Source organism: Amycolatopsis antarctica (genome assembly GCF_002262875.1).
GTDB lineage: Bacteria > Actinomycetota > Actinomycetes > Mycobacteriales > Pseudonocardiaceae > Amycolatopsis > Amycolatopsis antarctica.
Genome location: NZ_NKYE01000004.1, coordinates 230,368 through 253,118, shown reverse-complemented (window position 1 = coordinate 253,118; position 22,751 = coordinate 230,368). Strand labels below are relative to the sequence as shown.

The 22,751-nt window shown below is 71.4% G+C and carries 22 protein-coding genes; 11 read left to right on the top strand and 11 right to left on the bottom strand.

Annotated elements, in window-relative coordinates:
• Positions 1–32: 32 nt before the first annotated feature.
• The 6 genes from CFN78_RS09020 to CFN78_RS08995 all read right to left on the bottom strand — a co-directional run bounded on the left by CFN78_RS09020 (position 33) and on the right by CFN78_RS08995 (position 3,708).
• Positions 33–449, bottom strand: coding sequence for a type II toxin-antitoxin system death-on-curing family toxin (locus CFN78_RS09020; protein WP_094862172.1), 417 nt, complete (start codon positions 447–449; stop codon positions 33–35).
• Positions 446–649: a CopG family transcriptional regulator gene (locus CFN78_RS09015; RefSeq protein WP_094862171.1), complete on the bottom strand. Its 204-nt coding sequence runs from the start codon at positions 647–649 to the stop codon at positions 446–448. Before CFN78_RS09015 ends, CFN78_RS09020 begins: the two co-directional genes overlap by 4 nt.
• A gap of 60 nt (positions 650–709) precedes the next feature.
• A complete protein-coding gene (locus CFN78_RS09010) occupies positions 710–1,948 on the bottom strand; it encodes a type II toxin-antitoxin system HipA family toxin (RefSeq protein WP_094862170.1) in 1,239 nt (412 codons plus the stop codon).
• A complete protein-coding gene (locus CFN78_RS09005) occupies positions 1,945–2,232 on the bottom strand; it encodes a helix-turn-helix domain-containing protein (RefSeq protein ID WP_094862169.1) in 288 nt (95 codons plus the stop codon). Before CFN78_RS09005 ends, CFN78_RS09010 begins: the two co-directional genes overlap by 4 nt.
• A gap of 108 nt (positions 2,233–2,340) precedes the next feature.
• Positions 2,341–3,423 carry a redox-regulated ATPase YchF gene (ychF, locus tag CFN78_RS09000; RefSeq protein ID WP_094862168.1) on the bottom strand — a complete coding sequence of 361 codons (1,083 nt, stop codon included), beginning with the start codon at positions 3,421–3,423 and terminating at the stop codon, positions 2,341–2,343.
• A gap of 36 nt (positions 3,424–3,459) precedes the next feature.
• Positions 3,460–3,708 carry a hypothetical protein gene (locus tag CFN78_RS08995; protein WP_094862167.1) on the bottom strand — a complete coding sequence of 83 codons (249 nt, stop codon included), beginning with the start codon at positions 3,706–3,708 and terminating at the stop codon, positions 3,460–3,462.
• A 116-nt stretch (positions 3,709–3,824) separates the two neighbouring features.
• Between CFN78_RS08995 and CFN78_RS08990 the strand changes: the two genes are divergently transcribed.
• Together CFN78_RS08990 and CFN78_RS08985 are read left to right on the top strand one after the other, a co-directional pair.
• Complete coding sequence (locus CFN78_RS08990; RefSeq protein ID WP_094862166.1) at positions 3,825–5,396, top strand: DNA-3-methyladenine glycosylase 2 family protein; 1,572 nt, start codon at positions 3,825–3,827, stop codon at positions 5,394–5,396.
• On the top strand, positions 5,393–5,896 hold the full coding sequence (locus tag CFN78_RS08985; protein WP_094862165.1) for a methylated-DNA--[protein]-cysteine S-methyltransferase: 504 nt from the start codon (positions 5,393–5,395) through the stop codon (positions 5,894–5,896). Before CFN78_RS08990 ends, CFN78_RS08985 begins: the two co-directional genes overlap by 4 nt.
• A 3-nt stretch (positions 5,897–5,899) precedes the next feature.
• Here CFN78_RS08985 and CFN78_RS08980 read toward each other — a convergent pair whose 3' ends face one another.
• Both CFN78_RS08980 and CFN78_RS08975 read right to left on the bottom strand, forming a co-directional pair.
• Complete coding sequence (locus CFN78_RS08980) at positions 5,900–8,866, bottom strand: AAA family ATPase (RefSeq protein ID WP_094862164.1); 2,967 nt, start codon at positions 8,864–8,866, stop codon at positions 5,900–5,902.
• On the bottom strand, positions 8,863–10,035 hold the full coding sequence (locus CFN78_RS08975; RefSeq protein ID WP_165777494.1) for an exonuclease SbcCD subunit D: 1,173 nt from the start codon (positions 10,033–10,035) through the stop codon (positions 8,863–8,865). Before CFN78_RS08975 ends, CFN78_RS08980 begins: the two co-directional genes overlap by 4 nt.
• 182 nt (positions 10,036–10,217) lie before the next feature.
• On the opposite strand from CFN78_RS08975, the gene rmuC reads away from it, so the two are divergent.
• Both rmuC and CFN78_RS08965 read left to right on the top strand, forming a co-directional pair.
• On the top strand, positions 10,218–11,135 hold the full coding sequence (rmuC, locus tag CFN78_RS08970; protein ID WP_165777493.1) for a DNA recombination protein RmuC: 918 nt from the start codon (positions 10,218–10,220) through the stop codon (positions 11,133–11,135).
• 127 nt (positions 11,136–11,262) lie between these two features.
• Positions 11,263–12,252, top strand: a complete 990-nt coding sequence (locus CFN78_RS08965) for a DUF6542 domain-containing protein (RefSeq protein WP_094862161.1) — start codon at positions 11,263–11,265, stop codon at positions 12,250–12,252.
• 202 nt (positions 12,253–12,454) lie between these two features.
• Here CFN78_RS08965 and CFN78_RS08960 read toward each other — a convergent pair whose 3' ends face one another.
• Positions 12,455–13,486, bottom strand: a complete 1,032-nt coding sequence (locus CFN78_RS08960; RefSeq protein WP_094862160.1) for a 4-hydroxy-3-methylbut-2-enyl diphosphate reductase — start codon at positions 13,484–13,486, stop codon at positions 12,455–12,457.
• 103 nt (positions 13,487–13,589) lie between these two features.
• Between CFN78_RS08960 and CFN78_RS08955 the strand changes: the two genes are divergently transcribed.
• The 5 genes from CFN78_RS08955 (at position 13,590) to glpX (ending at position 17,472) form a co-directional block, all read left to right on the top strand.
• Positions 13,590–14,351: a lipid droplet-associated protein gene (locus CFN78_RS08955; protein WP_133116310.1), complete on the top strand. Its 762-nt coding sequence runs from the start codon at positions 13,590–13,592 to the stop codon at positions 14,349–14,351.
• Positions 14,348–15,619: an exodeoxyribonuclease VII large subunit gene (xseA, locus tag CFN78_RS08950; RefSeq protein ID WP_094862159.1), complete on the top strand. Its 1,272-nt coding sequence runs from the start codon at positions 14,348–14,350 to the stop codon at positions 15,617–15,619. Before CFN78_RS08955 ends, xseA begins: the two co-directional genes overlap by 4 nt.
• Before the next feature lie 44 nt (positions 15,620–15,663).
• Positions 15,664–16,092 (top strand): hypothetical protein, encoded by a 429-nt coding sequence (locus CFN78_RS08945; RefSeq protein ID WP_094862316.1) that lies wholly within the window; start codon positions 15,664–15,666, stop codon positions 16,090–16,092.
• Positions 16,089–16,325 carry an exodeoxyribonuclease VII small subunit gene (locus CFN78_RS08940; protein ID WP_094862158.1) on the top strand — a complete coding sequence of 79 codons (237 nt, stop codon included), beginning with the start codon at positions 16,089–16,091 and terminating at the stop codon, positions 16,323–16,325. The genes CFN78_RS08945 and CFN78_RS08940 overlap by 4 nt, the downstream gene beginning before the upstream one ends.
• 85 nt (positions 16,326–16,410) lie before the next feature.
• The gene (glpX, locus tag CFN78_RS08935) at positions 16,411–17,472 is read left to right on the top strand and encodes a class II fructose-bisphosphatase (protein WP_094862157.1); all 1,062 of its coding nucleotides are present in this window, start codon (positions 16,411–16,413) and stop codon (positions 17,470–17,472) included.
• 15 nt (positions 17,473–17,487) lie between these two features.
• Here the strand turns inward: glpX and CFN78_RS08930 are convergent, their stop codons facing one another.
• Positions 17,488–18,474: an NAD(P)/FAD-dependent oxidoreductase gene (locus tag CFN78_RS08930; RefSeq protein ID WP_165777492.1), complete on the bottom strand. Its 987-nt coding sequence runs from the start codon at positions 18,472–18,474 to the stop codon at positions 17,488–17,490.
• Between the two features lie 100 nt (positions 18,475–18,574).
• Between CFN78_RS08930 and CFN78_RS08925 the strand changes: the two genes are divergently transcribed.
• Positions 18,575–19,972, top strand: coding sequence for a class II fumarate hydratase (locus CFN78_RS08925; RefSeq protein WP_094862156.1), 1,398 nt, complete (start codon positions 18,575–18,577; stop codon positions 19,970–19,972).
• 113 nt (positions 19,973–20,085) lie between these two features.
• A complete protein-coding gene (locus tag CFN78_RS08920; protein ID WP_094862155.1) occupies positions 20,086–22,149 on the top strand; it encodes an acyltransferase family protein in 2,064 nt (687 codons plus the stop codon).
• A gap of 3 nt (positions 22,150–22,152) precedes the next feature.
• Here the strand turns inward: CFN78_RS08920 and CFN78_RS08915 are convergent, their stop codons facing one another.
• Complete coding sequence (locus tag CFN78_RS08915) at positions 22,153–22,734, bottom strand: TetR/AcrR family transcriptional regulator (RefSeq protein ID WP_094862154.1); 582 nt, start codon at positions 22,732–22,734, stop codon at positions 22,153–22,155.
• Positions 22,735–22,751: the final 17 nt, after the last annotated feature.

The following is a 22,751-nucleotide window of genomic DNA, read 5'->3' as shown; positions in this document are numbered from 1 at the left end:
CTTGACACCATGATCAACTCCGAGGCGAGAACTCAGACGTTGAAGCGGAGCTTGACCGGATTCCGCGGTGGTGCAACGACTGCGCAAGTCCACCTCGCCAGGCTTCGCGCGACCTCGCCGTAGGCAATCGCACCGGTCGCCGTCGCGATCACGAGGTCGTACGCGTCGCCCTCGGGTGCCTCCAGGTCGACGCCGTTGAGGCCGTAGAAAACGAAGACGGCCATCCAGCCCAGTCGCTTGTTGCCATCCGCGAGCGGATAATTGCGGACGAGCGACTCCAGGAGAACCGCTGCCTTCTCGTCCAGGCTCGGGTAAGCGTCCTGCCCCATCAGCGAAGACTGCGGCCGATGTGCCGCCGCGTCGAGTAGCCCCAGGTCCCGGACGCGGGACACACCCAGATCAGCCGCGAGCGCGAGCAGGTCGTCCAGCGTCAGATATTCGATCTTCACTGCGCCAGACGATCGAGCAATGCGGCGTACCTCGGGCGCCCGTCCCGGGACAGGGCCCGCACCCGGTCGTCACGGACGGACCGAGCGGCGGCCTCGGTGATCGCCCGCACCACCGCTTCGTGCTTGCTCACCCCATTGACCTCGGCGAGCATGGCCAGAGCACGTTCCTGCTCGTCGTTCAGCCTCAACGTCATCGCCACAAGACAATGATACCACTCCGGTATCATGATTGATTGCTGCTCGAACGTCGAACCTGAAGTTCAGGTTCGGCCGGCCTTGGCGACAGCTTCCAAGCGTGGGTCGATCGACTCGGCCATCATGGCGATCTCGCGCTCGCCGATCCGGTGCTTCCGTGCCTGCTCGCGCCAGCCAATCAGCGCCGAGGCGATGCCCCGCATCCTCTCGCGGCTCTGGTCGACCGTCAGGCTGCAGTCCTCGGCGAGGGCCAGCAGGCCGTCAACCTCGTCGGGTTGCGCGTCGGCTCCCATGATCGAAGTCGAGCGGCCCCTCCACTGATCCGGGGTCGGGTTCACGTCGAACACGGGGCTCAGCGTCCACGAGCCGTGATCGGCCAGGAATCCGTGATTGCGGAGGTGGTCGTCGGTGTTGCCGAGCGCGACGCTGGCGACGACGCGGTCATAGAGCTCGTGATGGTCCGCCCTTGGCGAGCGCGACAGGTCCCGCATCGCCTCGGCGATGTCGGCGTAGTCCCGGTGCTCGCCGTCCTTGGAGCCGGTCGCGGTCATGGCGCTGATGTAGCCGATGCGGTCTCCGCCGCTCGTGCGGTCGAACCTGCGCAGGATCAGCACGCTGCGCTCTCCCACGCGCGTCAGTCGGCGCTGCGGCGCACGGATCCCCGCGCTCTCCAACAGGTCCAGCGCGGTCGCCTCCCACGCCATGACGTCCCACCCGTCGCTGGAGTGCGGGAACTTCGCGATCGCCAGGCTTCCGTCTTCGATGCGCACGGAGGCCTTCGGCCGCGCGCCGCCCAGTCCCGTGGTCCCGGTGTCGAGGAGCTGCTTGACGGCCACTGCAGGATCGTCATCGGCCGCCAGCTCGTCGGAGGCATGCAGCAGCTGCGGCAACGAGATGAGCCGGGGAACACTCGATGGCCTCCCGAGGAACTCCTCGTGGCCTGGCAGGCGGTACCGCAGAGCACCCTGGCGGGTGTCGTCGCTGACCCCAAGAAGGAAGTCGAGATCGTCGAGCCGCCGGGGCGCTCTGCCCTCCTCGCGGGCTCGTATCCGCTCCGCCTTCTCGATGAGGTTGCGGCCCCATCGGTCGGGGGCGCTGTCGGCGAAGGCACGGACAAGCCCGCTCTGGTGCTGCGAGCCGGACACGAGGGGCAGCGCGGGGTCGATGCCCATGCCGTCACCCGAGAGGTAGCCGGGATCGTAGAGGAACGTGGTGGATATCTGGCCGCGCGTCCGGGTGAAGTGCGCCTGGGCCACCGGCCTGATGCGCCCGGCCTCGTCGGCGAAGACCTCGACGCTGGTCATCGCGCGCGCCTCTTCGCGAGACTGCCAGCGCGCAGTCGGCCGATGTCGCTGCTGAGCGGGTCGATCACGTCGACAACCTGGTCGAGCACGCCGAGCGCGCGGAGGACCTGGGCGACGTTGCGGAAGCTCACACTCGGATCTCCGGTCTCGATTTTGCGGAGAGTATCCCTCGTGATGTCCGCGCGCTCGGCTACCTGCTGCGCCGTCAGGCCCAGGACCATGCGCCACCCGCGCACGTGCTCGCCGAAGGCGACGATCTGCCGGTCGATCCGGTATCCAACCATGACTTCTCCTCATCCTATGACGAGCATACCAGTCACAGTGAGCCGATATGGCGAGCAGAGTCGTCGTAGATTGCGTACGGGAGCGAGAAGGCGCGAGTCCCCGGTGCGTTAAACGTTGAAGCGGAACTCGACCACGTCGCCATCGGCCATCGAGTAGTCCTTGCCTTCCATACGGACCTTGCCAGCGGCGCGGGCGGCGGCCATGCTGCCCGCGTCCATCAGGTCGTCGTAGGAGACGATCTCGGCCTTGATGAAGCCGCGCTCGAAGTCGGTGTGGATGACGCCCGCCGCCTGCGGCGCGGTGGCGCCCTTGGGGATCGTCCACGCCCGGGCCTCCTTCGGACCCGCCGTGAGGTAGGTCTGCAGGCCGAGCGTGTGGAAACCGGCACGGGCGAGCGCGTTCAGGCCGGGCTCGTCCTGGCCGACCGACTCGAGCAGTTCGCGCACGGACTCCTCATCGTCGAGTTCGAGCAGTTCCGCCTCGACCTTCGCGTCGAGGAACACGGCGTCGCCGGGTGCCACCAGCTCGGTCAGCTCGGCACGCTTGGCCTCGTCGCTGAGCACGCCCTCGTCGGCGTTGAACACGTACAGGAACGGCTTCGTGGTGAGCAGGCTCAGCTCGCGCAGCAGGTCACCGTCGATTTCCTTCTGTGCGGCGAAAAGCGTGCGACCCCCGTCGAGGATCTCCTTCGCCTTGCGCGCCTCCTCGAAGGCCGGGCGGGCCTCCTTCTTGGTGCGCGCCTCCTTCTCCAGTCGCGTCAGAGCCTTCTCCAGCGTCTGCAGGTCGGCGAGGATCAGCTCGGTATTGATCGTCTCGATGTCCGACGAGGGGTCGATGCGCCCGTCGACGTGCACCACGTCCTCGTCGTCGAAGACCCGGATGACCTGGCAGATGGCGTTGGCCTCGCGGATGTTCGCGAGGAACTTGTTGCCCAGCCCGGCGCCCTCGGACGCGCCCTTGACGATGCCCGCGATGTCCACGAAGGACACGACGGCGGGCACCAGTTTCGCCGAGCCGAACACCTCGGCCAGGCGATCCAGCCGCGGATCGGGCAGCGGGACGACACCGACGTTCGGCTCGATGGTGGCGAACGGGTAGTTCGCGGCGAGGACGTCGTTGCGCGTCAGGGCGTTGAACAAAGTGGACTTGCCGACGTTGGGCAGGCCGACGATGCCGAGGGTCAGGCTCACGGAAGGGCAGTCTACGGGTAGCGCCCCGGGCCCCGATCAGCCGTCGTCGCCGTCCTCGCCGTCCTGCTCGTTCTGGTCGTCGTCCTGGCCGCCCTGCTGGTCGTCCTGCTGGTCATCGTCCTGCTGGTCGTCCTGCTGGTCGCCGTCCTGCTGCTGACCGCCGCCGTCCTCCTGCTGGGTGTCGTCCTGGGGCGCGGCCTCGTCGCAGGAGGCGGCGAAGGAGATGGCACCGGTGGCACCGAGAATCGCGGCGAACGTACGGAAGGAACGCGTGCGTGTGCTCATGAACCCGACCGTACGGGAGGATTCGGGCTCCGCGCAGCCCGCCCGCCACCCGCCCCTGCACGGCCGTGTCGGATTCCCGCCAGTGACGGTGTCCTGCCGGTGGCAGGATCGTGCCCATGGCGAATCCGACGGCGGCACCCGGCAGCGGGACGCGGTCCCTCTGGCGTGACCCGGAACGCTGCTATCGCGCGGTCGCTTCCCGGGACGCGCGCTTCGACGGGCAGTTCATCGTCGCCGTGCGCACCACCGGCATCTACTGCAGGCCGTCCTGCCCCGCCGTCACCCCGAAGTCGGAGAACGTTCGCTTCTACCCGACGTCGGCGGCCGCCCAGACGAGTGGTTTCCGTGCCTGCCGCCGCTGCCTGCCGGATGCCGTCCCCGGTTCCCCGGAGTGGAACGTCCGCGCCGACCTCGCCGCCCGTGCCATGCGGCTGATCGGCGACGGGACGGTGGAACGGGAGGGCGTACCCGGCCTGGCGCGCAGGCTCGGCTACTCGGAACGACAGCTCGGCCGGGTACTGGGCACCGAAGTCGGTGCCGGCCCACTCGCACTCGCGCGCGCACACCGCGCCCACTCGGCGCGCCTGCTCATCGAACTGTCCGCGATGCCGTTCGCCGACATCGCCTTCGCCGCCGGGTTCGCCAGCGTGCGGCAGTTCAACGACACCATCCGCGAGGTCTTCGACCGCACACCGACCGCGCTGCGCGGCGGCGCGAAACGGGGCCCCGGACCCGCCGGTGACGAGGCCGGCCCCGGCGTCCGGTTGACCCTGCGGTTGCCGTTCCGCCCGCCGTTCGACGCCGAGGGCACGCTCGCGTTCTTCGCGCACCGCGCGGTGCCCGGCGTGGAATCGGTGACCAGGACCGGCGGGGGGATCACGGCGTACGGGCGGACGCTGCGCCTGCCGCACGGCTCGGCCACGGTGCGCCTCGAACCCGCCGACGGGCACGTACGGTGCGCGCTGCTGCTCGCCGACGTGCGCGACCTCGGCAGCGCGGTCGCCAGGGTGCGGCGGCTGCTCGACCTCGACGCCGACCCGGTCGCCGTCGGCAGGGCGCTGGGCGCCGATCCGGCACTCGCCCCGGTGGTGACGGCGACGCCCGGCATCCGCGTACCCGGCGCGGTCGACGGCGTCGAGCTGGGGATCAGGGCGATGCTCGGGCAGCAGGTCTCGGTCGCCGCGGCCAGGACGGCCGCGGCGCGGCTCGCGACGGAACTCGGCGACCGGCTGCCCCTGCCCGGCGGAACCGGACCGGACGCGCTGACCACCGTCTTCCCCGGCGCGACGGTGATCGCCGAACGCGGCCACGAGGTGCTGCGCGGTCCGCGCAGGCGGGTCGAGTCGATCCTGGCGTTCGCCGCGACCGTCGCGTCCGGTGACCTCGAACTGCACGTCGGATGCGATCCCGGTCAGTTGCGCGAGGAGCTGCTGGCGCTGCCCGGGATCGGGCCGTGGACCGCCGACTACGTCCTCATGCGGATGCTCGGGACGCCCGACGTCCTGCTCACCGGGGACCTGGTGCTGCGCAAGGGCGCCGCCGCACTCGGCCTGCCCGATGACGTCGCCGGGCTCACCGAAGCCGCCCGCGGCTGGCGGCCGTGGCGCTCCTACGCGGGCATGTACCTGTGGCGCGCGTCCGCACTGAGCACTCCGGAAACCCCGAAGGAAAAGGCAAAGATCCGATGAGCATCGCGTACACGTCCACAGTGGACACACCGGTCGGCCCGTTCACCGCCATCGTCACCGGCGACGGTGCCGTCCTCGGCTCGGGCTGGACCGCGCGCACCGAGGACCTCACGACGGTGATCTCACCGAGCCTGCGCCCGACGGAACTGCGCGTCCGGCGCGACCTCGGGCCGGTGAGCACGGCGATCCGCGACTACCACCGCGGCGAGATCGGGGCGATCGACGGCATCGTGGTACGGCAGCGTTCCGGCGAGTTCCTGCAACATGCCTGGGAGGTGCTGCGGACCGTGCCGCCGGGCGAACCCGTGACCTACAGCGACTACGCAGCGCTCTCCGGACGACCGGCCGCGATCCGGGCGGCGGCCTCGGCGTGCGCGCGCAACGCCGCGGCGTTGTTCGTGCCGTGCCATCGGGTGCTGCGCATCGGCGGGGCGCTCGGCGGTTTCCGCTGGGGTCTCGACGTCAAGCGCTGGCTGATCGCGCACGAAGCACGCCGCTGACCGTCACCGGTGCAGTTCGAGGGTCGAGCCGGTGCGGGCCTTACGCACCCGCAGCCTGGTCGGGATCCGCTGCCGCAACTCTTCGACGTGGGACACGAGCCCGACCACCCGCCCGCCCGCGCGCAGTTCGTCGAGCACGTCCATGACCACGTCGAGTGTCTCGGCGTCGAGCGAACCGAAACCCTCGTCGACGAAGAGCGTGTCCAGCAGCGCTCCCCCGGTCTCCGCGGCCACGACGTCCGCGAGCCCGAGAGCCAGGGCCAGCGAAGCCAGGAAGGACTCACCGCCGGACAGCGTCTTCGACGGCCGCACGGTTCCCGAGTAGTCGTCGAGCACGTCGATACCGAGCCCGCCGCGGGTGCCCCGGGCGCCCGCGGCGTCGGAGTGGACGAACGAGAACCGGTCCTGGCTCATCGTGTTCAGCCGGGCCGTTGCCGCGACCGCGACCTCCTCCAGCCTGGCGGCGAGCACGTAGGAGCGCAGCGACATCCGGCGCGCGTTCTGGCCGCGGCCGTTGACCGCGTCGGTGAGCGCGTCCAGTTCGGCGAACTCGGCCTCCATCGGTGCCAGTCCGGCGATCTTCTCGTCCAGGAGCGCACAGAGGCGATCGATCTCGGAGGTACGGGAGGCGGCGGCGCGGGCGGCGGAGACGGCGGTCTCCGACTCCTGCCTGGCCCGTTCGACGACCTCCTCGGCGGTGTCGACGTCCACGCTCTCGTCCGGGGCGATGTCCGCGAGTTCGGGTTCGGCGAGCGTGGCGCGCGCCGCCGCCTCGGCCGCCTTGGCCTCGGCCAGCCCGGCCTCCAGCCGGTCGATCGTCTCGGCGGGCCGGGCCGCCGCCCTGGCCCGTTCGGTGCTGTCGAACTCCGCGCGGCGCAGCGCCTCGCGTACGGCGTGCTCCTGCTCGGCGAGCCGGTCCTGGGCGTGGGCACGTTCACCGCGCGCCTCGGCGAGCCGGTCGAGTGCGTCCACCAGCCGCACCAGGTGGGCCCGTTTCGACGCCACGTCCCGGTGCTCCCCCCGGGCGGCGTCGAGGCGGTGCGCACGTTCGGTGACCTGCGTGCCGAGTGCCGCCGACTCGGCCTCGGCGCGGGCGAGAGCGCGTTCGGCGGAGGTGCGGCGCTCCCGAAGACGATCGGCCTCGGCCTCGGCCTCGCCGATCTCCGCGTCCAGTCCCGGCACCTGCCCAGCCAGCGCGGCGGCCGCGTCGAGTTCGGCACGGACCCCTGCCAGCAGCGTGTCGATCTCCTCCGGGGAGCGCTCGCCCAGTTTCTCCCGCGTCGAGAGGAGATCGCGGTCGGCGTCGTGCCGGGCATCCACGGCGCGCCCGCGTGCCAGGTCCGCTTCCTGTTCGGCGGTCGCGGCCGCCTCCTCGGCGGCCCGGTCCACCGGGTCGTCCACCGGCACGGCCGGGGCGGGGTGCTCGGCGGAACCGCAGACCGGGCAGCCCGATCCCGCGTGCAGTCCGGCCGCCAGTTCGGCCGCCATGCCGTTGAGCCGGCGTTCCCGCAGGTTCAGCAGACGCGCACGCGCCACCTGATGCGCGTCGACGGCCCAGCGTTCGGCATCCGCCGCCCGCTGCGAAGCGGCGAGCAGACCGGGAAGCCGGGCAGCCGCCGCGGCCGCGCCGGTCAGCTCGTCCCGCCTGCCACCCAGACCGTCCACAGTGGATTGCGCTGACCTCGCGGCGGTACGCCGTTCGTGCAGCAGGCGGACCCGCTCGGGTAGTCCGTCCAGCCGCACGGAGACCTCGTCGCGGGTACGGGCTGAGTCCGTCACCGACTCGGCGAGTTCCGCGATCCGGGCACGATCGCGTTCCTGCTGCCGGGACTCGGTGACCAGCCCGGTCAGCGCGCCCGCGTCCTCGCGCAGGGCTCCGGCGCGCTCGCGCAGCGAGTCCACGGGTTCGTCGGCGAGTTCCGGCACCAGCTCGGCGACCAGCTTCGCGTGCAGGGTCTCCCGCGCCTCCGCCGTGCCGAACAACTCGGCCAGCCGGTCGGCCTCCGCCACGGCGTCCATCACGGCGGACGCGCGACGGGCCTCGGACACTTCGGCGGCCCAGCGGATCCGGTCAGCGCACTCGTCGTCGATCGCCTCCAGCCGGGCTCGTGCCGCCCGCGCCCGGCGCACCCGCTCGGCCCGGGTACGCCGTTCCAGCAACAGCGCGGCGGCCGCGTCCTGCACCTCGCGGGCGGTCCGCTGCTGCTCGGCGGCCTCCGCGGCTTCGGCTCCGGCACGCTCCCGGAGTCCGGCCGCCCAGCCCGCAGGCCCGGACTCGTCCTCCACCGGTTCGACGCCGGCCTCCTGCGCCAGCCGGGAGACGACATGGCCCACGTCCTCCCGGTCCCGCGCCAGTTCCCGGTGCTTCTCGGTGCGGATCTCGCGGAACCAGCGCTCGACGTCGGCGAACCGGCGGGTACCGAACAGGCGTTCCAGCAGGCGTTCGCGTTCGGTGGTGTCGGCACGGAGAAACCGGGCGAACTCGCCCTGCGGCAGCAGCACCACCTGGAAGAACTGGTCCGCCGTCATGCCAAGCAGGCGTTCGACGGTGCGGGACACCTCGTCGACGCGGGTGATGCCCTCGGGCACCAGCTCGTCCGGGCCGGCGCCGATCCAGGACAGCGCGGCCTTCGCGTGCTGCGTCGTCGTGCCGCTTCCCCGCTTCTTCGGCCGCTCGTACTCGGGATTGCGCACGACGCGCAGCCGCTGCCCCTGCACGGTCAGCTCCAGTGCGACCTCGGTGACCGCGTCCGGTTCGGCGAGATCGCAGCGCAGCCGCTTCACCTGCCCGCGCGCCCCGGGGACCGTGCCGAACAGGGCGTACGCGATGGCGTCGAGCAGGGTGGTCTTGCCGGCACCGGTGTCGCCGTACAGCAGGAAAAGCCCATCGGCGCCGAGCACCTCGAAGTCGACGACCTCACGTGCGCGGTAGGGACCGAAGGCGGTGACCTCCAGCCTGTGCAGCCTCACTCACTCTCACCCGCCCGCTCACCGGTCGCCTCTGCCTTTCCGGCACTTTCCAGCGCCCTCGACAGTAAGTCCGCCTCGCGGTCATTCGGTGGAGCGCCACGGGTGTCGGCCAGAAAGTTCTTCGTGATCTCCTCGTCGCCACGGCCGCGGACCGCCTCGGCGTAGCGCGGCGAGGCGGGCCCGCCCCCTGCCGGACGCCAGTCGAGATGCACGGCGAACGGGAACCGCTCGCGCAGTTTCCGCATGGCATCGAGGGGACGCACGCGGTCGATCAGGGTGACCGACAGATAGCTCTGTTCCACCGCCGTCAGTTCCGGATCGGCGAGCAGCCCGGCGAGCTCCCCCTCCACCGTCGCCAGCGGCCGGGGGACGGGAAGCTCGTGCCTGCGCACCTCGGCGAGACCCTCCGCGCCCAGTTCGGCCAGCCACACGCTCTTGCGCTGCCGCGCCTCGGAGAAGGAGTACGCGAGCGGGCTTCCCGAATAGCGCAGGTGCTCGGCGAGACGCTGCGGGCCGTGCAGGTGACCGAGGGCGACGTAGTCCACCCCGTCGAACACCGATCCGGGTACCTGCTCGACGCCGCCGACGGCGATCGTCCGCTCCGACTCGCTCGCCGCACCGCCGGTGACGAAGGCGTGCGCGAGCACGACGGACCTGATCCCCGCGTCCCTGCCTGCCAGGTCCGCGCGGATGCGGGTCATGGCCTCGGTGAGCACCCCGGTGTGCCCGCGCGCCTCCGGTACGCCGAGCGCGTGCCGGGCCGGTTCCGGCTCCAGATAAGGAATGCCGTAGATCGCGACCGGTCCGTGCTCGTCGCGCAGCAGCACCGGCTCGGCCAGCCCCGCGATCGTGGTGCGCAGGTGCAGCCCGCCGGCGGCGGCGAAACCGGCGAAGGCGCCGAGCCGGGCCGCCGAGTCGTGGTTTCCCGGGGTGATCACGAGTTCCGCGCCCGCCTCGCGCAGGCGGGTCATGGCGGCCGTGGCTATCCGCACGGCCTCCGCGGAGGGCACCGCGCGGTCGTAGACATCGCCGGACACCAGTACGACGTCGACGTTCTCCTCCTCGACGACGCAAGCGAGGTGGCCCAGCACCGCTTCCTGCTCCGCGAGCAGGTCGGCACCGTGGAACGTCCGGCCGATGTGCCAGTCCGAGGTGTGCAGGATCTTCACGACGGCCACGCTATGCGCACGACCCGACATAAATCCGCCAACCCCCCGGCGCTACACTCGAACGTGTGTTCGATCGACGGCCGGCTCGATTTCTGTCGTAGTCCTGGTCCATGATCGGTTTCGCGTCCCGGGGCACGGTGCCCGGTCCTCGCGTGAGACCCGTACGGGAAGGGAGCGGTTCGGTGGATTCCACGGTGCTCAGCACGGCGGCCGTCGTGCTCGCGCTGCTGCTGGCGGTCGCCGTCCTCCTGCTGTGGCGGCTCTACAACGACAGCATGCGCCGGGCCGACGCGGCCGCGCTGCAGGTCGTCGCGGAACGATCCCGGGTCGACGAGCAGCAGCTCGCGCTGCGCCGGTACGAGGTGGCGTTCGCCTCGATCCGCGGGCGCGGCGAACTGGGCGAGCAGGTACTGCTGGAGACCGCCCGGTCGCTCGGCCTGCGCGAAGGCCTGCACTTCAGCCTGCAGACCGATCTCGGCGGCGGAGGCTCGGCCAAACCGGACCTCGTGCTGCGCGTCGGCGGGGACCGCTCGGTGCCGGTCGACGCGAAGGCCAGTCTCGCCTGCTGGGCCGAGGCGATGGAGACGAACGACCCCGACGAGCGGCTGGACGCACTACGGGTCCACGTGCGCAATCTCAGGTCCCGCGCGGCCGAACTGGCGGGCAAGGGCTACGAGCGCTGGGCGGACGCCATCTACGGCACGATCATGTTCGTCCCGTCCGACGCCGCGGTCGTGGCCGCGCTGGACACCGATCCGGAACTGCTGCGCTGGACGCTCGACCGGCGCGTCTTCCTGTGCGGCCCGACCGGCTTCGCCGTGCTCGCCTCGTCCGCGCTGTTCGCGGCCAGCGAGCGTGCCATCGTCGCCGACATCGAACACGTCCGCTCGCACGCCGCGGCTGCCCACCGAGCAGCGGGCAGCGCCGTCGACGCCGTCAACCTCTCCAGCACCCACCTCCAGCGTTTCATCTCGGCCCGGCGGCGGGAGCTGGACGCACTGGAGAGTTTCCGGGGCGCCGTCTCGCCACTGAGCGACACGGCGGCGAGCCCGTCGCCGGTGGCCTCGATTCGGAAGGGGGACGAGATCGCCGCAGGTTGAGGGCTCGCGCGGGCCAAGTCACCGGCCCGTGGAGTGGCTTTTCCGCGGCAGCGGAATGTGACCGGTGGATGCCAAGCTTTGGGCACGGTAGGCGCGGGACGCCCCGCACCGGATACGGTGTCGTCTCGTGACCGCGATTCGCGATCGCCAGAGCGATCCTGACACCGATGACGCCACCGTTCCGTGGGACGAGCGTCCCGTCGTCGGTTCCAGACGTGGTCTTCCGTGGTGGGGGGCCGTCCTCGGCGCCTTCGGCCTCGCCCTCGTCGGCGCGTTCATCGACCTGCAGACCGGCGAAGGCCTGGGCATTCTCTTCCAGGCCTGTTACTTCCTGGGTGCCGCCGGAGCGGTCGCCGGGGTGCGCCGCCGCAGTCTTTTCGGGCCGATGGTCCAGCCACCGCTGATCCTCGCGGTCACCGTTCCGACCGTGGTGCTGATCGGCTCCGACGACCTCGCCACGGGCAGCGACACCCTGCAGAAGGCCCTGGTCATCAGCGAACCGCTGATCAACGGCTTTCCCACGATGGCGATCACCACCGGAGTGACGCTGGCGATCGGCATCGCCCGCTACTTCCGGGAACGCGACCCGGACGCGCCACCCCGCAAGGGGGCTGCCGCGAAGCAGGAGGCGGCCGACCGGACCGCGGCGGCGAGGCGCGAGGCCAAGGACGCCAAGGCCACCTCCCGGGCAGACGCCGCAGCGGCCAGGGGCCGTCGGCCGGACGGTCGCCGTCCGGACGGTGCGGAAGGCGACCATCCGCGCAAGCCGGCAGGCGGCAAGCCCCCCGAACGCAGGACCAGGTCGGCCGGTGCCGTGCCGCCGGAGGAGCGCAGGCGGCGCGACCGGGACGAGGATCCCGGGGCACGCGGACGCACCGCCGGTGACCCCGCCGCGCGCAAGCCACGGCAGCCACGCGAGCCCGGTGCCCCCGAGCGGCGCAGGCGGGAACCGCCGCCACCGGAGCGCGACCGCAACCCCAAGGCCCCGCGACGACGTCCGCCACCGGAGGATCGCCGCCCGGGCCCCGAGGGCGGTCGCGGCGGGCCACCTCCCGACCGTCGCCGCGGCGGACCGCCGCCGGGACGGCAGCCCCGCGAACGCCCGTGGGACAACTGACCGTCCGTCGCCGGCAACGTCGCGGAAAACGGCCAGGTCAAACGCTCAGCGCGCCGGCCCGAAACGGCGGCCACGCGAAACCGTGCGGCGAGAACGACACTCCGGCGATCGGACTCCCTCGCGAACGACTGTGCGAAACGGCCCGGCACCCATCCATCAGGGGTGCCGGGCCGGTTCGTGTGTCCGGGTGGGGTCGCGGTGCTCAGCGCACGTCGCTGGTTCCGCCCCCGTGCTCGCCGGCCTTGCGCAGTTCGCGCGGCAGGGCGAACGCGATCTTCTCGTTGGCCGTGGTGACCTCCTGTACCTCGCCCCAGCCACGCTCGGCGAGCCAGTCCAGCAGGTCCATCACCAGGATGTCCGGCACCGAGGCACCGCTGGTGACGCCGACGGTGTCCACACCCTCCAGCCAGGACTCGTCGACCTCACGGGCGAAGTCGATCAGGTGCGAGGCCCGCGCGCCCGCCTTCAGCGCCACCTCCACCAGTCGCTTCGAGTTCGACGAGTTCGTCGAGCCGACGACGAGCACCAGGTCGCACTCGGCGGCCATCGCCTTGACGGCGACCTGACGGTTCGTGGTGGCGTAGCAGATGTCGTCACTGGGCGGGTCGGAGATGGCCGGGAACCGCTCGCGCAACTGGTCGACGCGCTCCATGGTCTCGTCCACGCTCAGCGTCGTCTGGGACAGCCAGATGACCTTCTCCGGGTCGCGGACGTCGACCTTGCCGACGTCGTCCGCGGTGTCGACGAGTTGCACCCGGTCCGGAGCCTCGCCCGCCGTGCCCTCGACCTCCTCGTGTCCCTCGTGGCCGATGAGCAGGATGTCGTAGTCGTCCTTCGCGAAACGGTTGACTTCCTTGTGCACCTTGGTGACCAGCGGGCAGGTCGCGTCGATCGTGCGCAGGTTCCGTTCCTCCGCCTCGGTGTGCACCGCCGGGGAGACACCGTGCGCGGAGAAGACGACCAGGGCGCCCTCGGGCACTTCGGAGGTCTCGTCGACGAAGATCACCCCGCGTTCGGACAGCGTGTCCACGACGTGCCGGTTGTGCACGATCTCCTTGCGCACGTAGACGGGCGGGCCGTAGAGCTCGAGTGCCTTCTCGACGGCGATGACCGCCCTGTCCACTCCCGCGCAGTAGCCGCGCGGTTTGGCCAGCAGCACCCGCTTGGTGCCCTCGGGCGCCTGGCGGATCGGGTCGATGGCGGCGGGCTCGGTTCCGGGAGTCGCTGCACTCATGCCGCCAGGGTACGGGCAGCTCCCGTGTGCGGCGGGTCACCCGGCACCCTCAGGTCAGCCCGTTCGGTTGGGCAAGAGGGGGCCGGTACGGCAGGCTGGGCACATGAAGCCGATCCCGTTTCCGCTTCGCGTCGCCGCGGGGCTCGCCGTCACCACCGCCGAGCGGGTTCGCGAGCTGCCGAAACAGGTCGCCGGGTTCCCGGTGACCGTCGCCAGCCAGGTGCTCCAGGCGTCGATGCGGGTCCAGCAGCAGGTGACCGAACTCGCCATCAGGGGTGACGATGTGCTCTCCGCGCTCCGTCCCGCCGAGGAGACCCCGGGCTGGGCGACCTTCGACGAGGAGTTCGTGACCGATCTCTCGAAGGGCACGTCCGTCAGGACCGTCACCGACACGGCGGCACCCGACCCGGCAGCATCCGACACTGCGGCCCTGGCCAAGACGGCACCGGCCCGGGAAACGCGGCCCGCGGACGTGCCGGTGCCGCGCGCCGCCGTCAACGGCAACCGTCCCGCCACTCCCCCGCGCACCACGGGCTCGGCAGCCGGTACGCCCTCGCGGACGCCTTCGCCGGACTCCACCGAACAGGACACCACCAAGCAGGACACCATCGCGCCGGGCGGCGTCGAGGGTTACGACGAGCTGTCCCTGCCGCAGCTCCGCGCGAAACTGCGGCACCTGTCGGTCGAGCAGCTCACCGAGCTGCTGTCCTACGAGCGGGCCCGCGCCGACCGGCCGTCCTTCACCGGCATGCTCGCCCGCCGCATCGGCAACGTGCGCAAGGCAGCCGGGGAAGCCACCACGGAGGCCACCGGCGACGACGCGCCGGACAGCGGAGGCCAGGCCACCGGCGAGACCGGACGGTGACCGGGGAGACCGACTCCGGCCCCCGGCAGGGCACCACGGCCGACAACCCGTGGCCGGTGCGCACGGTCGCCCGCAAGATCGCCGACTGGATCAATCGCCTCGGCACCGTGTGGGTCCAGGGCCAGCTCACGCAGATCTCCGCGCGTCCAGGGACGTCCACGGCGTTCCTGACGATGCGCGATCCCTCCGCCGACGTGTCGATGACGGTGACCTGCCCGGCCCGGTTGCTGCGCTCGGTCGAGCCGCCACTGCGGGAGGGTGCGAGCGTGGTGCTGCGCGCCAAGCCCACGTTCTTCCTCGGCCGCGGCACGCTGTCGCTGCGCGCCGACGACATCCGCGCGGTCGGTATCGGCGAACTGCTCGCCCGGGTCGAACGTCTGCGCAAGCTGCTCGCCGCCGAGGGCCTGTTCGCCCCGGAACGCAAACGCGGGCTTCCCTTCCTGCCCAAGGGAATCGGCCTGATCACCGGCCGCGCATCCGCCGCCGAGCACGACGTGCTGGCCAACACCCAGGCCCGCTGGCCCGCGGTGCGCTTCCACGTCCGCAACGTCGCCGTGCAGGGCCCGCAGGCCGTTCCGCAGATCCTGCACGCACTGTCCACACTGGACAGGAACCCGGAGGTCGAGGTGATCGTGCTGGCTCGCGGCGGTGGCAGCGTCGAGGACCTGTTGCCGTTCTCCGACGAGGCGCTGTGCCGTGCGGTCTCCGCCGCCGGGACGCCGGTCGTGTCCGCGATCGGGCACGAGCCGGACACCCCGCTGCTCGATCACGTCGCCGATCTGCGCTGCTCCACGCCGACGGACGCCGGCAAGCGGATCGTCCCGGACGTGCGCGAGGAGACCGAGCGGGTGCGGCAGTTGCGCGACCGGGCCCGGCGCGCGCTGCACGGCTGGGTCGACACCCAGGACCGGCTGCTCGGCCAGCTCCGCAGCCGTCCCGTACTGGCCGACCCGCTGGCTCCGATCGAGCAGCGGTCCGAGCACATCGCCACCGGGGTGGACCGTGGGCGTCGCGCCATCCTGGCCACCCTCACCCGCGAGGAGACCGCGCTGGAGGCCACGCGCGCCCGGTTGACGGCGCTCGGGCCGGCCGCGACCCTCGCCCGCGGATACTCGGTCGTGCAGTTCGCCGACGATCGGGGCAACCTCCGGGTACTCCGCTCCGTCTCGGAAGTGTCACCCGGCACGCCGTTGCGGGTCCGGGTGGCCGACGGCGCGACCCACGCCGTCGGTACGGACGCGGCGAGCGACGCCGAGCAGGACGGGTGACCCTGCCTCGGCGGGAACGGGCGGGAGCAGTGCACCGGATCGCAGTGCCCTCCGCCCGCCGCGCCTTCTTCCTGCCACTGACCGCGGAGGCCGCCGCCGAACTGGGGGCCTGCCTCGGTGGTGCGAGCAGGCGGCGCGTGCTCGCGGTGCGGGACCGCGCCGAGGACGCCGACGTCGCCGCCCAGCGGTGCTGGACGGCGCTGCTGGCCGGCTGCGACTCCGCCGACCGCTGGGCGCTGACGCCCCGGCTGCGCGGTCTGTCCGAGGCGACCTCCGCTTTCGTCGGCGCGCTCTGGTGGGCGGGTGCCGGTGCGGCGCATCGCGGGCGCGTCGCCCGCGCCCAGCTCTGGATCAGCGAGGCGATCTCCGACGGCGACGGGCAGGAGTTCGCGCGCGCGTTCGTCGGTTACGACCATGCCGTGGCCAGCACGGTAGTGTGCGCGAACCAGCACACAGGGAGTTCAACAGCGTGAGCGAGACCGACGGCGGCGACGCCGAACTCGGATACGAACAGGCCCGCGACCAGCTCGTCGAGGTGGTCCGCGGGCTCGAGGCGGGCGGGCTCTCACTGGAGGAGTCGCTGGCGCTGTGGGAGAAGGGCGAGCGGCTGGCGAAACTGTGCGAACGTCACCTCGCCGGTGCCCGGGAGCGGGTGGAGTCGGCGCTGGCCTCGGTGGAGAGCGAGGACGAGGCCACCTCCGGCTGAGCGGTTCGCCTCAGTCACACCGGTCCGCGGCCGCTCGTCTGAGAGAATCACCGTGCTGAACCAGCACGCGACCGGAGGAGGCAGCATGACCACCGCCAGCCAGTCCACCAGCAGTTCTCGTCGCCGGGAGGCTCCGGACCGGAACCTTGCGATGGAACTGGTCCGGGTCACCGAGGCGGCCGCGATGGCGGCGGGCCGCTGGGTCGGCAAGGGCGACAAGAACGGTGGCGACGGCGCCGCCGTGGACGCCATGCGCCAGCTCATCGGCACGGTGTCCATGCGCGGTGTGGTGGTGATCGGCGAGGGTGAGAAGGACGAGGCGCCCATGCTGTTCAACGGCGAGGAGGTCGGCAACGGCGACGGTCCCGACTGCGATGTCGCGGTGGACCCGGTCGACGGCACGACGCTGATGGCGAAGGGAATGCCCAACGCGCTGGCGGTGCTGGCCGTGGCCGAGCGGGGCGCGATGTTCGACCCCTCCGCGGTGTTCTACATGGAGAAGCTGGCCGTGGGGCCGGAGGCGGCGGGGACCGTCGACCTGGCCGCGCCGATCGCGGAAAACATCCGCCGGGTGGCGAAAGCCAAGCACAGCGGCGTTTCCGACGTCACCGTGTGCATCCTGGACCGCCCGCGGCACGAGCGGATCGTCAAGGAGGTCCGCGAGGCGGGCGCCCGGATCCGCTTCATCTCCGACGGCGACGTGGCCGGTGCGATCGCGACCGCGCGGCCGTCGACCGGGGTGGACATGCTGATCGGTATCGGCGGTACGCCGGAAGGGATCATCGCGGCGAGCGCGATGAAGTGCCTCGGCGGCGAACTGCAGGGCAGGCTGTGGCCCAAGGACGACGAGGAGCGCCGGAAGGCGATCGACGCGGGCCACGACCTCGACCGGGTGCTCGGCAACGACGACCTGGTTCCCGGCGACAACGTCTTCTTCTGCGCCACCGGGGTCACCGACGGCGACCTGCTGCGCGGGGTGCACTACCGGGCGGGCGGCGCGACGACGCAGTCGATCGTGATGCGCTCCAAGTCCGGCACGGTGCGGTTGATCGACGGCTACCACCGGCTGGAGAAGCTGCGCGGCTACTCCTCGGTCGACTTCGACGGCATGCCGGAGGACGACGACGTGGCGCCCCCCATCCCCTGAGGAGGAGCCGCCGGGTCAGCCGTCGTTGCTGGAATGGCCGGGGAACAGGTGCGCCTGGGGATCGAGCAGCACGGCGATGTTGTTGACGGCCGTGGCCGCCTCGCCGAAACCGGTCGCGATCAGCTTGACCTTGCCGGGATACGCGGCGACGTCGCCCGCGGCGTAGACCCGCTCGCGCGCGGTCGCCATGGTGGTGTCGACGGCGATGGAGCGGTGGTCGATCTCCAGTCCCCAGTTCTCGATCGGGCCGAGGTCTGCGGTGAAACCGAGGGCGGCGACGACGGTCTGCGCGGGCAGCACGACGGTGCCCTCCTCCTTCGCCTCGATCTCCACCTCGGCCAGCCCTCCGTCCTCGTCGTCGCGCATGGCGATCACCTCGGCGTCGGTGATGATCCGGGTGCCGAGCGCACGGGCCTGCCCGACGATGGACTCGGCCGCGCGGAACCGTGCTCGCCGGTGGACGAGCGTGACGCTGCGCGCGATCGGGTGCAGCGCGATCACCCAGTCGAACGCCGAGTCGCCGCCGCCGACGACCACCACGTCCTGCCCGGCGTGCACGTCCAGGGCGGGTACGAAGTGGACCATGCCGCGGCCGAGCCAGCCGTCGCCCGCGGGCAGCGGCCGCGGGGTGAACTCGCCGATGCCCGCGGTGATCAGCACCGCGCCGGCGCGCACCACCTGACCGCCGTCGAGGGTGACGTCCACGCCGTCCTCGGTGTGCGCCAGCCCCTCCGCCTTGCGTCCAAGCAGGTACGCCGGTTCGAACGGTGCGGCCTGTTCCACCAGCCCCTTGACCAGGTCGCGCCCGCGTACGGCCGCGAATCCGCCCACGTCGTAGATCATCTTCTCCGGGTACATCGCGGTGACCTGCCCGCCCGCCTCCGGCAGCGAGTCGACGACGGCCGTGGAGAGCCCCCGGAACCCCGCGTAGTAGGCGCCGAACAACCCGGTCGGCCCGGCCCCGACGATCAGCAGGTCCACCTTCAGATCGCGCACGCTCATGGACGTCCTTCCGCCAGTGGTGGGTGGCAGCCGCCGAAAGCCGAGCCTAGTGCGGAACGCCATAGCGCGGGGGAAAGCGCGAACGGGTAAGACTGGCGGCATGGCTGAGCAGGAATTCCGCATCGAGCACGACACGATGGGCGAGGTCCGGGTACCGGCCGCCGCCCTGTACCGCGCGCAGACACAGCGAGCCGTGGAGAACTTCCCGATCTCCGGCCGGGGGCTGGAACGGTCGCAGATCCGCGCGCTGGGACTGCTCAAGGGAGCGGCCGCGCGGGTGAACGGCAGGCTCGGCGTGCTCGACACCGATGTCGCCGGGGCGATCGCGAGCGCGGCGGACGAGGTCGCCGGAGGCACGCACGACGAGCACTTCCCCATCGACGTGTTCCAGACCGGTTCCGGAACCTCGTCGAACATGAACGCGAACGAGGTCATCGCGACGCTGGCGACCCGCGCTCTCGGCCGCGACGTGCACCCGAACGACCAGGTGAACGCCTCCCAGTCGTCCAACGACACCTTCCCGACGACGATCCGGGTCGCGGCCACCGAAGCGGTGCTGACCGAGGTGGTGCCCGCGCTGGAGACGCTGGCGACCTCGATCGAGGCGCGCGCGGCGGAGTGGGCGGAGGTGGTGAAGTCGGGACGTACGCACCTGATGGACGCCGTGCCGATCACCCTCGGCCAGGAGGCCGGCGCGTGGGCGGCGCAGGTGCGTTTCGGCGTGGAGCGGCTGCGTTCCGGGATCGGCAGGCTTGGCGAGCTGCCCATCGGCGGCACGGCGGTCGGTTCCGGGCTGAACGCGCCGGAGGGTTTCGGCGAGGCCGTGGCTGCGGAACTGGCGAAGGTCACCGGCCTGCCGCTGACCGAGGCGCGGGACCACTTCGAGGCGCAGGCCGCGCAGGACGGGGTGGTGGAGACCTCCGGGCACCTGCGCACCGTGGCCGTCTCGCTGAACAAGATCGCGAACGACCTGCGCTGGCTGGGTTCCGGCCCGAGGACCGGTCTGGCCGAGCTGGCGCTGCCGGACCTGCAGCCGGGGTCGTCGATCATGCCCGGCAAGGTCAACCCGGTCATCCCGGAGGCGACCCTGCAGGTGGTGGCGCAGGTGATCGGCAACGACGCGGCCGTCGCCTTCGCCGGGGCGCAGGGCAACTTCCAGCTCAACGTCAACCTGCCGGTGATCGCGCGCAACGTGCTGGAGTCGGCGCGGCTGCTCGCCGCCGTCTCGCGGCTGCTCGCGGAGAAGGTGTTCGACGGGGTCACCGCCGACGTCGAGCGGGCCCGCGAGTACGCGGAGGGCTCGCCGTCGATCGTCACCCCGCTGAACTCCTACCTCGGCTACGAGGAGGCGGCGAAGATCGCGAAGCAGGCGCTGGCGGAGCGGAGGACGATCCGCGAGGTGGTGCTGGATCGCGGTCACGTGGCGAAGGGAACGCTCACCGAGGCGCAGCTCGACGAGGCGCTGGACGTGCTGCGGATGGCTCGCGGCGGCAGGTGAGTCCGTCTCGCGGCGGCCGGTGGACGGTCAGGTGACCGTGCCGCCGCCGGCCCGTCGTAGAGTGTCCGGACTTCGCGTGAATTGTTCACCGATCCGGTGAGGAGCCGCCGCCGATGACCGATCTGCGCACGGATCCGATCGGTTTCCCGGCTGTGGCCTCGGACGGGACGGCCGGCGGCCCCCGAGTGGCGGACAAGCGGCGGTTCCGGCCGGAGATCCAGGGCCTGCGGGCGCTGGCCGTGCTGCTGGTCGTCGTCTACCACGTGTGGCTGGGCCGCGTCTCCGGCGGCGTGGACGTGTTCTTCCTGATCACCGGTTTCCTCATCACCGGGCAGCTTTTCCGGGCGGCGGGCCGTGGCGGCATCCGGTTCGGCCCGATGTGGGGCCGGATGATCAGGCGCCTGTTCCCGGCGGCACTGACGGTGCTGCTGGTGACGATGGCGGCGAGCACGGTGCTGCTGCCGGAGACACGCTGGCTGCAGACGATCCGGGAGATCATCGCCTCGGCGCTGTACTTCGAGAACTGGCGCCTCGCCGTCGACTCGGTGGACTACTTCGCGCAGCACCAGGCGGCGAGCGTCGTCCAGCACTTCTGGTCCCTGTCGATCCAGGGTCAGTTCTATCTGGTGTGGCCGTTGCTGGTGGCACTGGTCGCCGTGGTGGCGGCCCGTACCCGGACGAATCTGCGCGCGACGCTCGGCGGCACGCTCGCCGTGGTGTTCGCCGCCTCGCTGGCGTACTCGGTGGTGCTCACCGTGACGAACCAGCCGCTGGCCTATTTCAGCTCGCTGACCCGGGTGTGGGAGTTCGCGCTCGGCGGGCTGCTCGCGTTGTTCCTGGACGCCGTCGTGCTGCCGGGGGCGGTGCGGGTCGTACTGGGCTGGCTCGGCGTGCTGGCGCTGGTGTCGTGCGGACTGGTGTTGCAGGTCGGCACCGTGTTCCCCGGTTACCTCGCGTTGTGGCCGACGCTGGCCGCGGTGCTGGTGATCGTCGCGGGGAGCACGGGCAGCGCGGCCGGTGCCGACCGGTTCCTGTCCGCGCGGCCACTGCGGTACCTGGGCAAGCTCAGCTACTCGCTCTACCTGTGGCACTGGCCGGTACTGGTGCTACATCTGGTGGCGCAGAACAGGTCCGAGCCCTCGCTGCTGACCGGCGCGCTGGTGATCGCGTTCTCGCTGGCGCTGTCCGCGCTGACGTACCACCTGGTGGAGACGCCGCTGCGGGAGCCACGGCCGGGCCCCCGGCCGACGTGGGCGGCGTACCGGCTCGGCGCGATCGCCCTGGTGCCCGTGCTGGTGGCGGCGCTGTCCTGGCAGTGGATCAGCACCGACCGGGCGACGGCGCAAACCTCCGCGATCGGGGACGTGGACCATCCCGGTGCCGCCGCACTCCAGGACGGCTTCGAGTACCGCGGCTCCCCCGACGCCGAACTCGTACCGCCACTGCTGACCGTGAACGATGACTATGGCCGGATCAACGACTGCGTCACTCCGGACGGCAGCCAGGTCAAACTCTGCTCCTCGCCGACCGCGGGAACACCGGAGCGACGGATCATGGTCGTGGGCGACTCTCACGCGCAGCAGCTCATCGGCGCGATGGTTCCGATGGCCGAGACCCGGAACTGGCAGATCGTGTCGGCGATTCACTGGGGCTGCCCGCTCACCGCGGACGCGGAGGAGTCGGAGGCGACCTACGGCGAGTGCTCGGACTGGAACGAGGACCTGGTGCGGGAGATCGACCGCACCAGACCGGATGCCGTGGTCACCCTCGCCAGTCGTGACGCGGGCGCGGGGAAGACCGAGCGGACCCCACAGGGGTACGTCGATCAGTGGCGGAAACTCGAACAGTTGGGGATTCCGGTGGTCGCGATCCGCGACAACCCGCGTTTCGACACCAAGCCGGTCGACTGCGTGCAGGCATCCGGACCGTACTCACCGGAGTGCGATGTACCTCGTTCGGAGGTCTACGCCTCCGAACCTCCCTACACATCGATGGAAACGCCTCCGAATGTGTCCTACATGGACCTCAGCGACCATTACTGCCGACCGGACGTATGCCCGGCCGTGGTCGGCAACGTTGTCGTCTATCTCGATGATGATCACATCACCGCGACGTACATGCGCACTGTCGCGCCGTTGATCCAGCAGGAGTTCGAGGACGCGCTGGGATGGCGCTGAGGATCAGCGGGCGGCGTCGAGCAGGCCCTTCGCCAGCTCCCTCGCGGCGGCGACGGCATCGGGCAGGACACCGATCGGCGCGGTGACGGTGGCACCCTCCAGCAGGAGCAGCAGGGCGCCCGCCAGCTTCCGCGGATTGCGCAGCCCGGCCTCGCGGACGAGGTCGCGCAGGTAGTCCAGCATCCACCGCTTCTGCGCCGCGATGGCCTGCCTGCCGGGGTGGTCACCGTCGGGCAGTTCGGCGTGGGCGTTGACGAAGGCGCAGCCACGTGGCGTGCGTTCGGCCATCCACTGCTCCAGCGCGTCGAAGACGAGTAGCGGCCTGCGGGCGGGGGCGACCCGGGTGCCGCGCTCGACCGTGTGGCGGACGTGCTCGCGCCAGTTCTCGTCGCGCCGGGTCAGGTACATGCCGACGAGCGTGTCCTTGGAGCCGAAGCGATCGTAGAGCGTCTTCTTGGTGACCCCCGCCGTGCTCGCGATCAACTCGACGCCGACGGCGTGGATCCCGTTGTCGTAGAACAGTTCCGCGGCCACCCGCAGGATGCGCTCGGCCGCCGGGGTCAGTGACGCCATCGTCTCGGACATGATTTGACTGTATACCG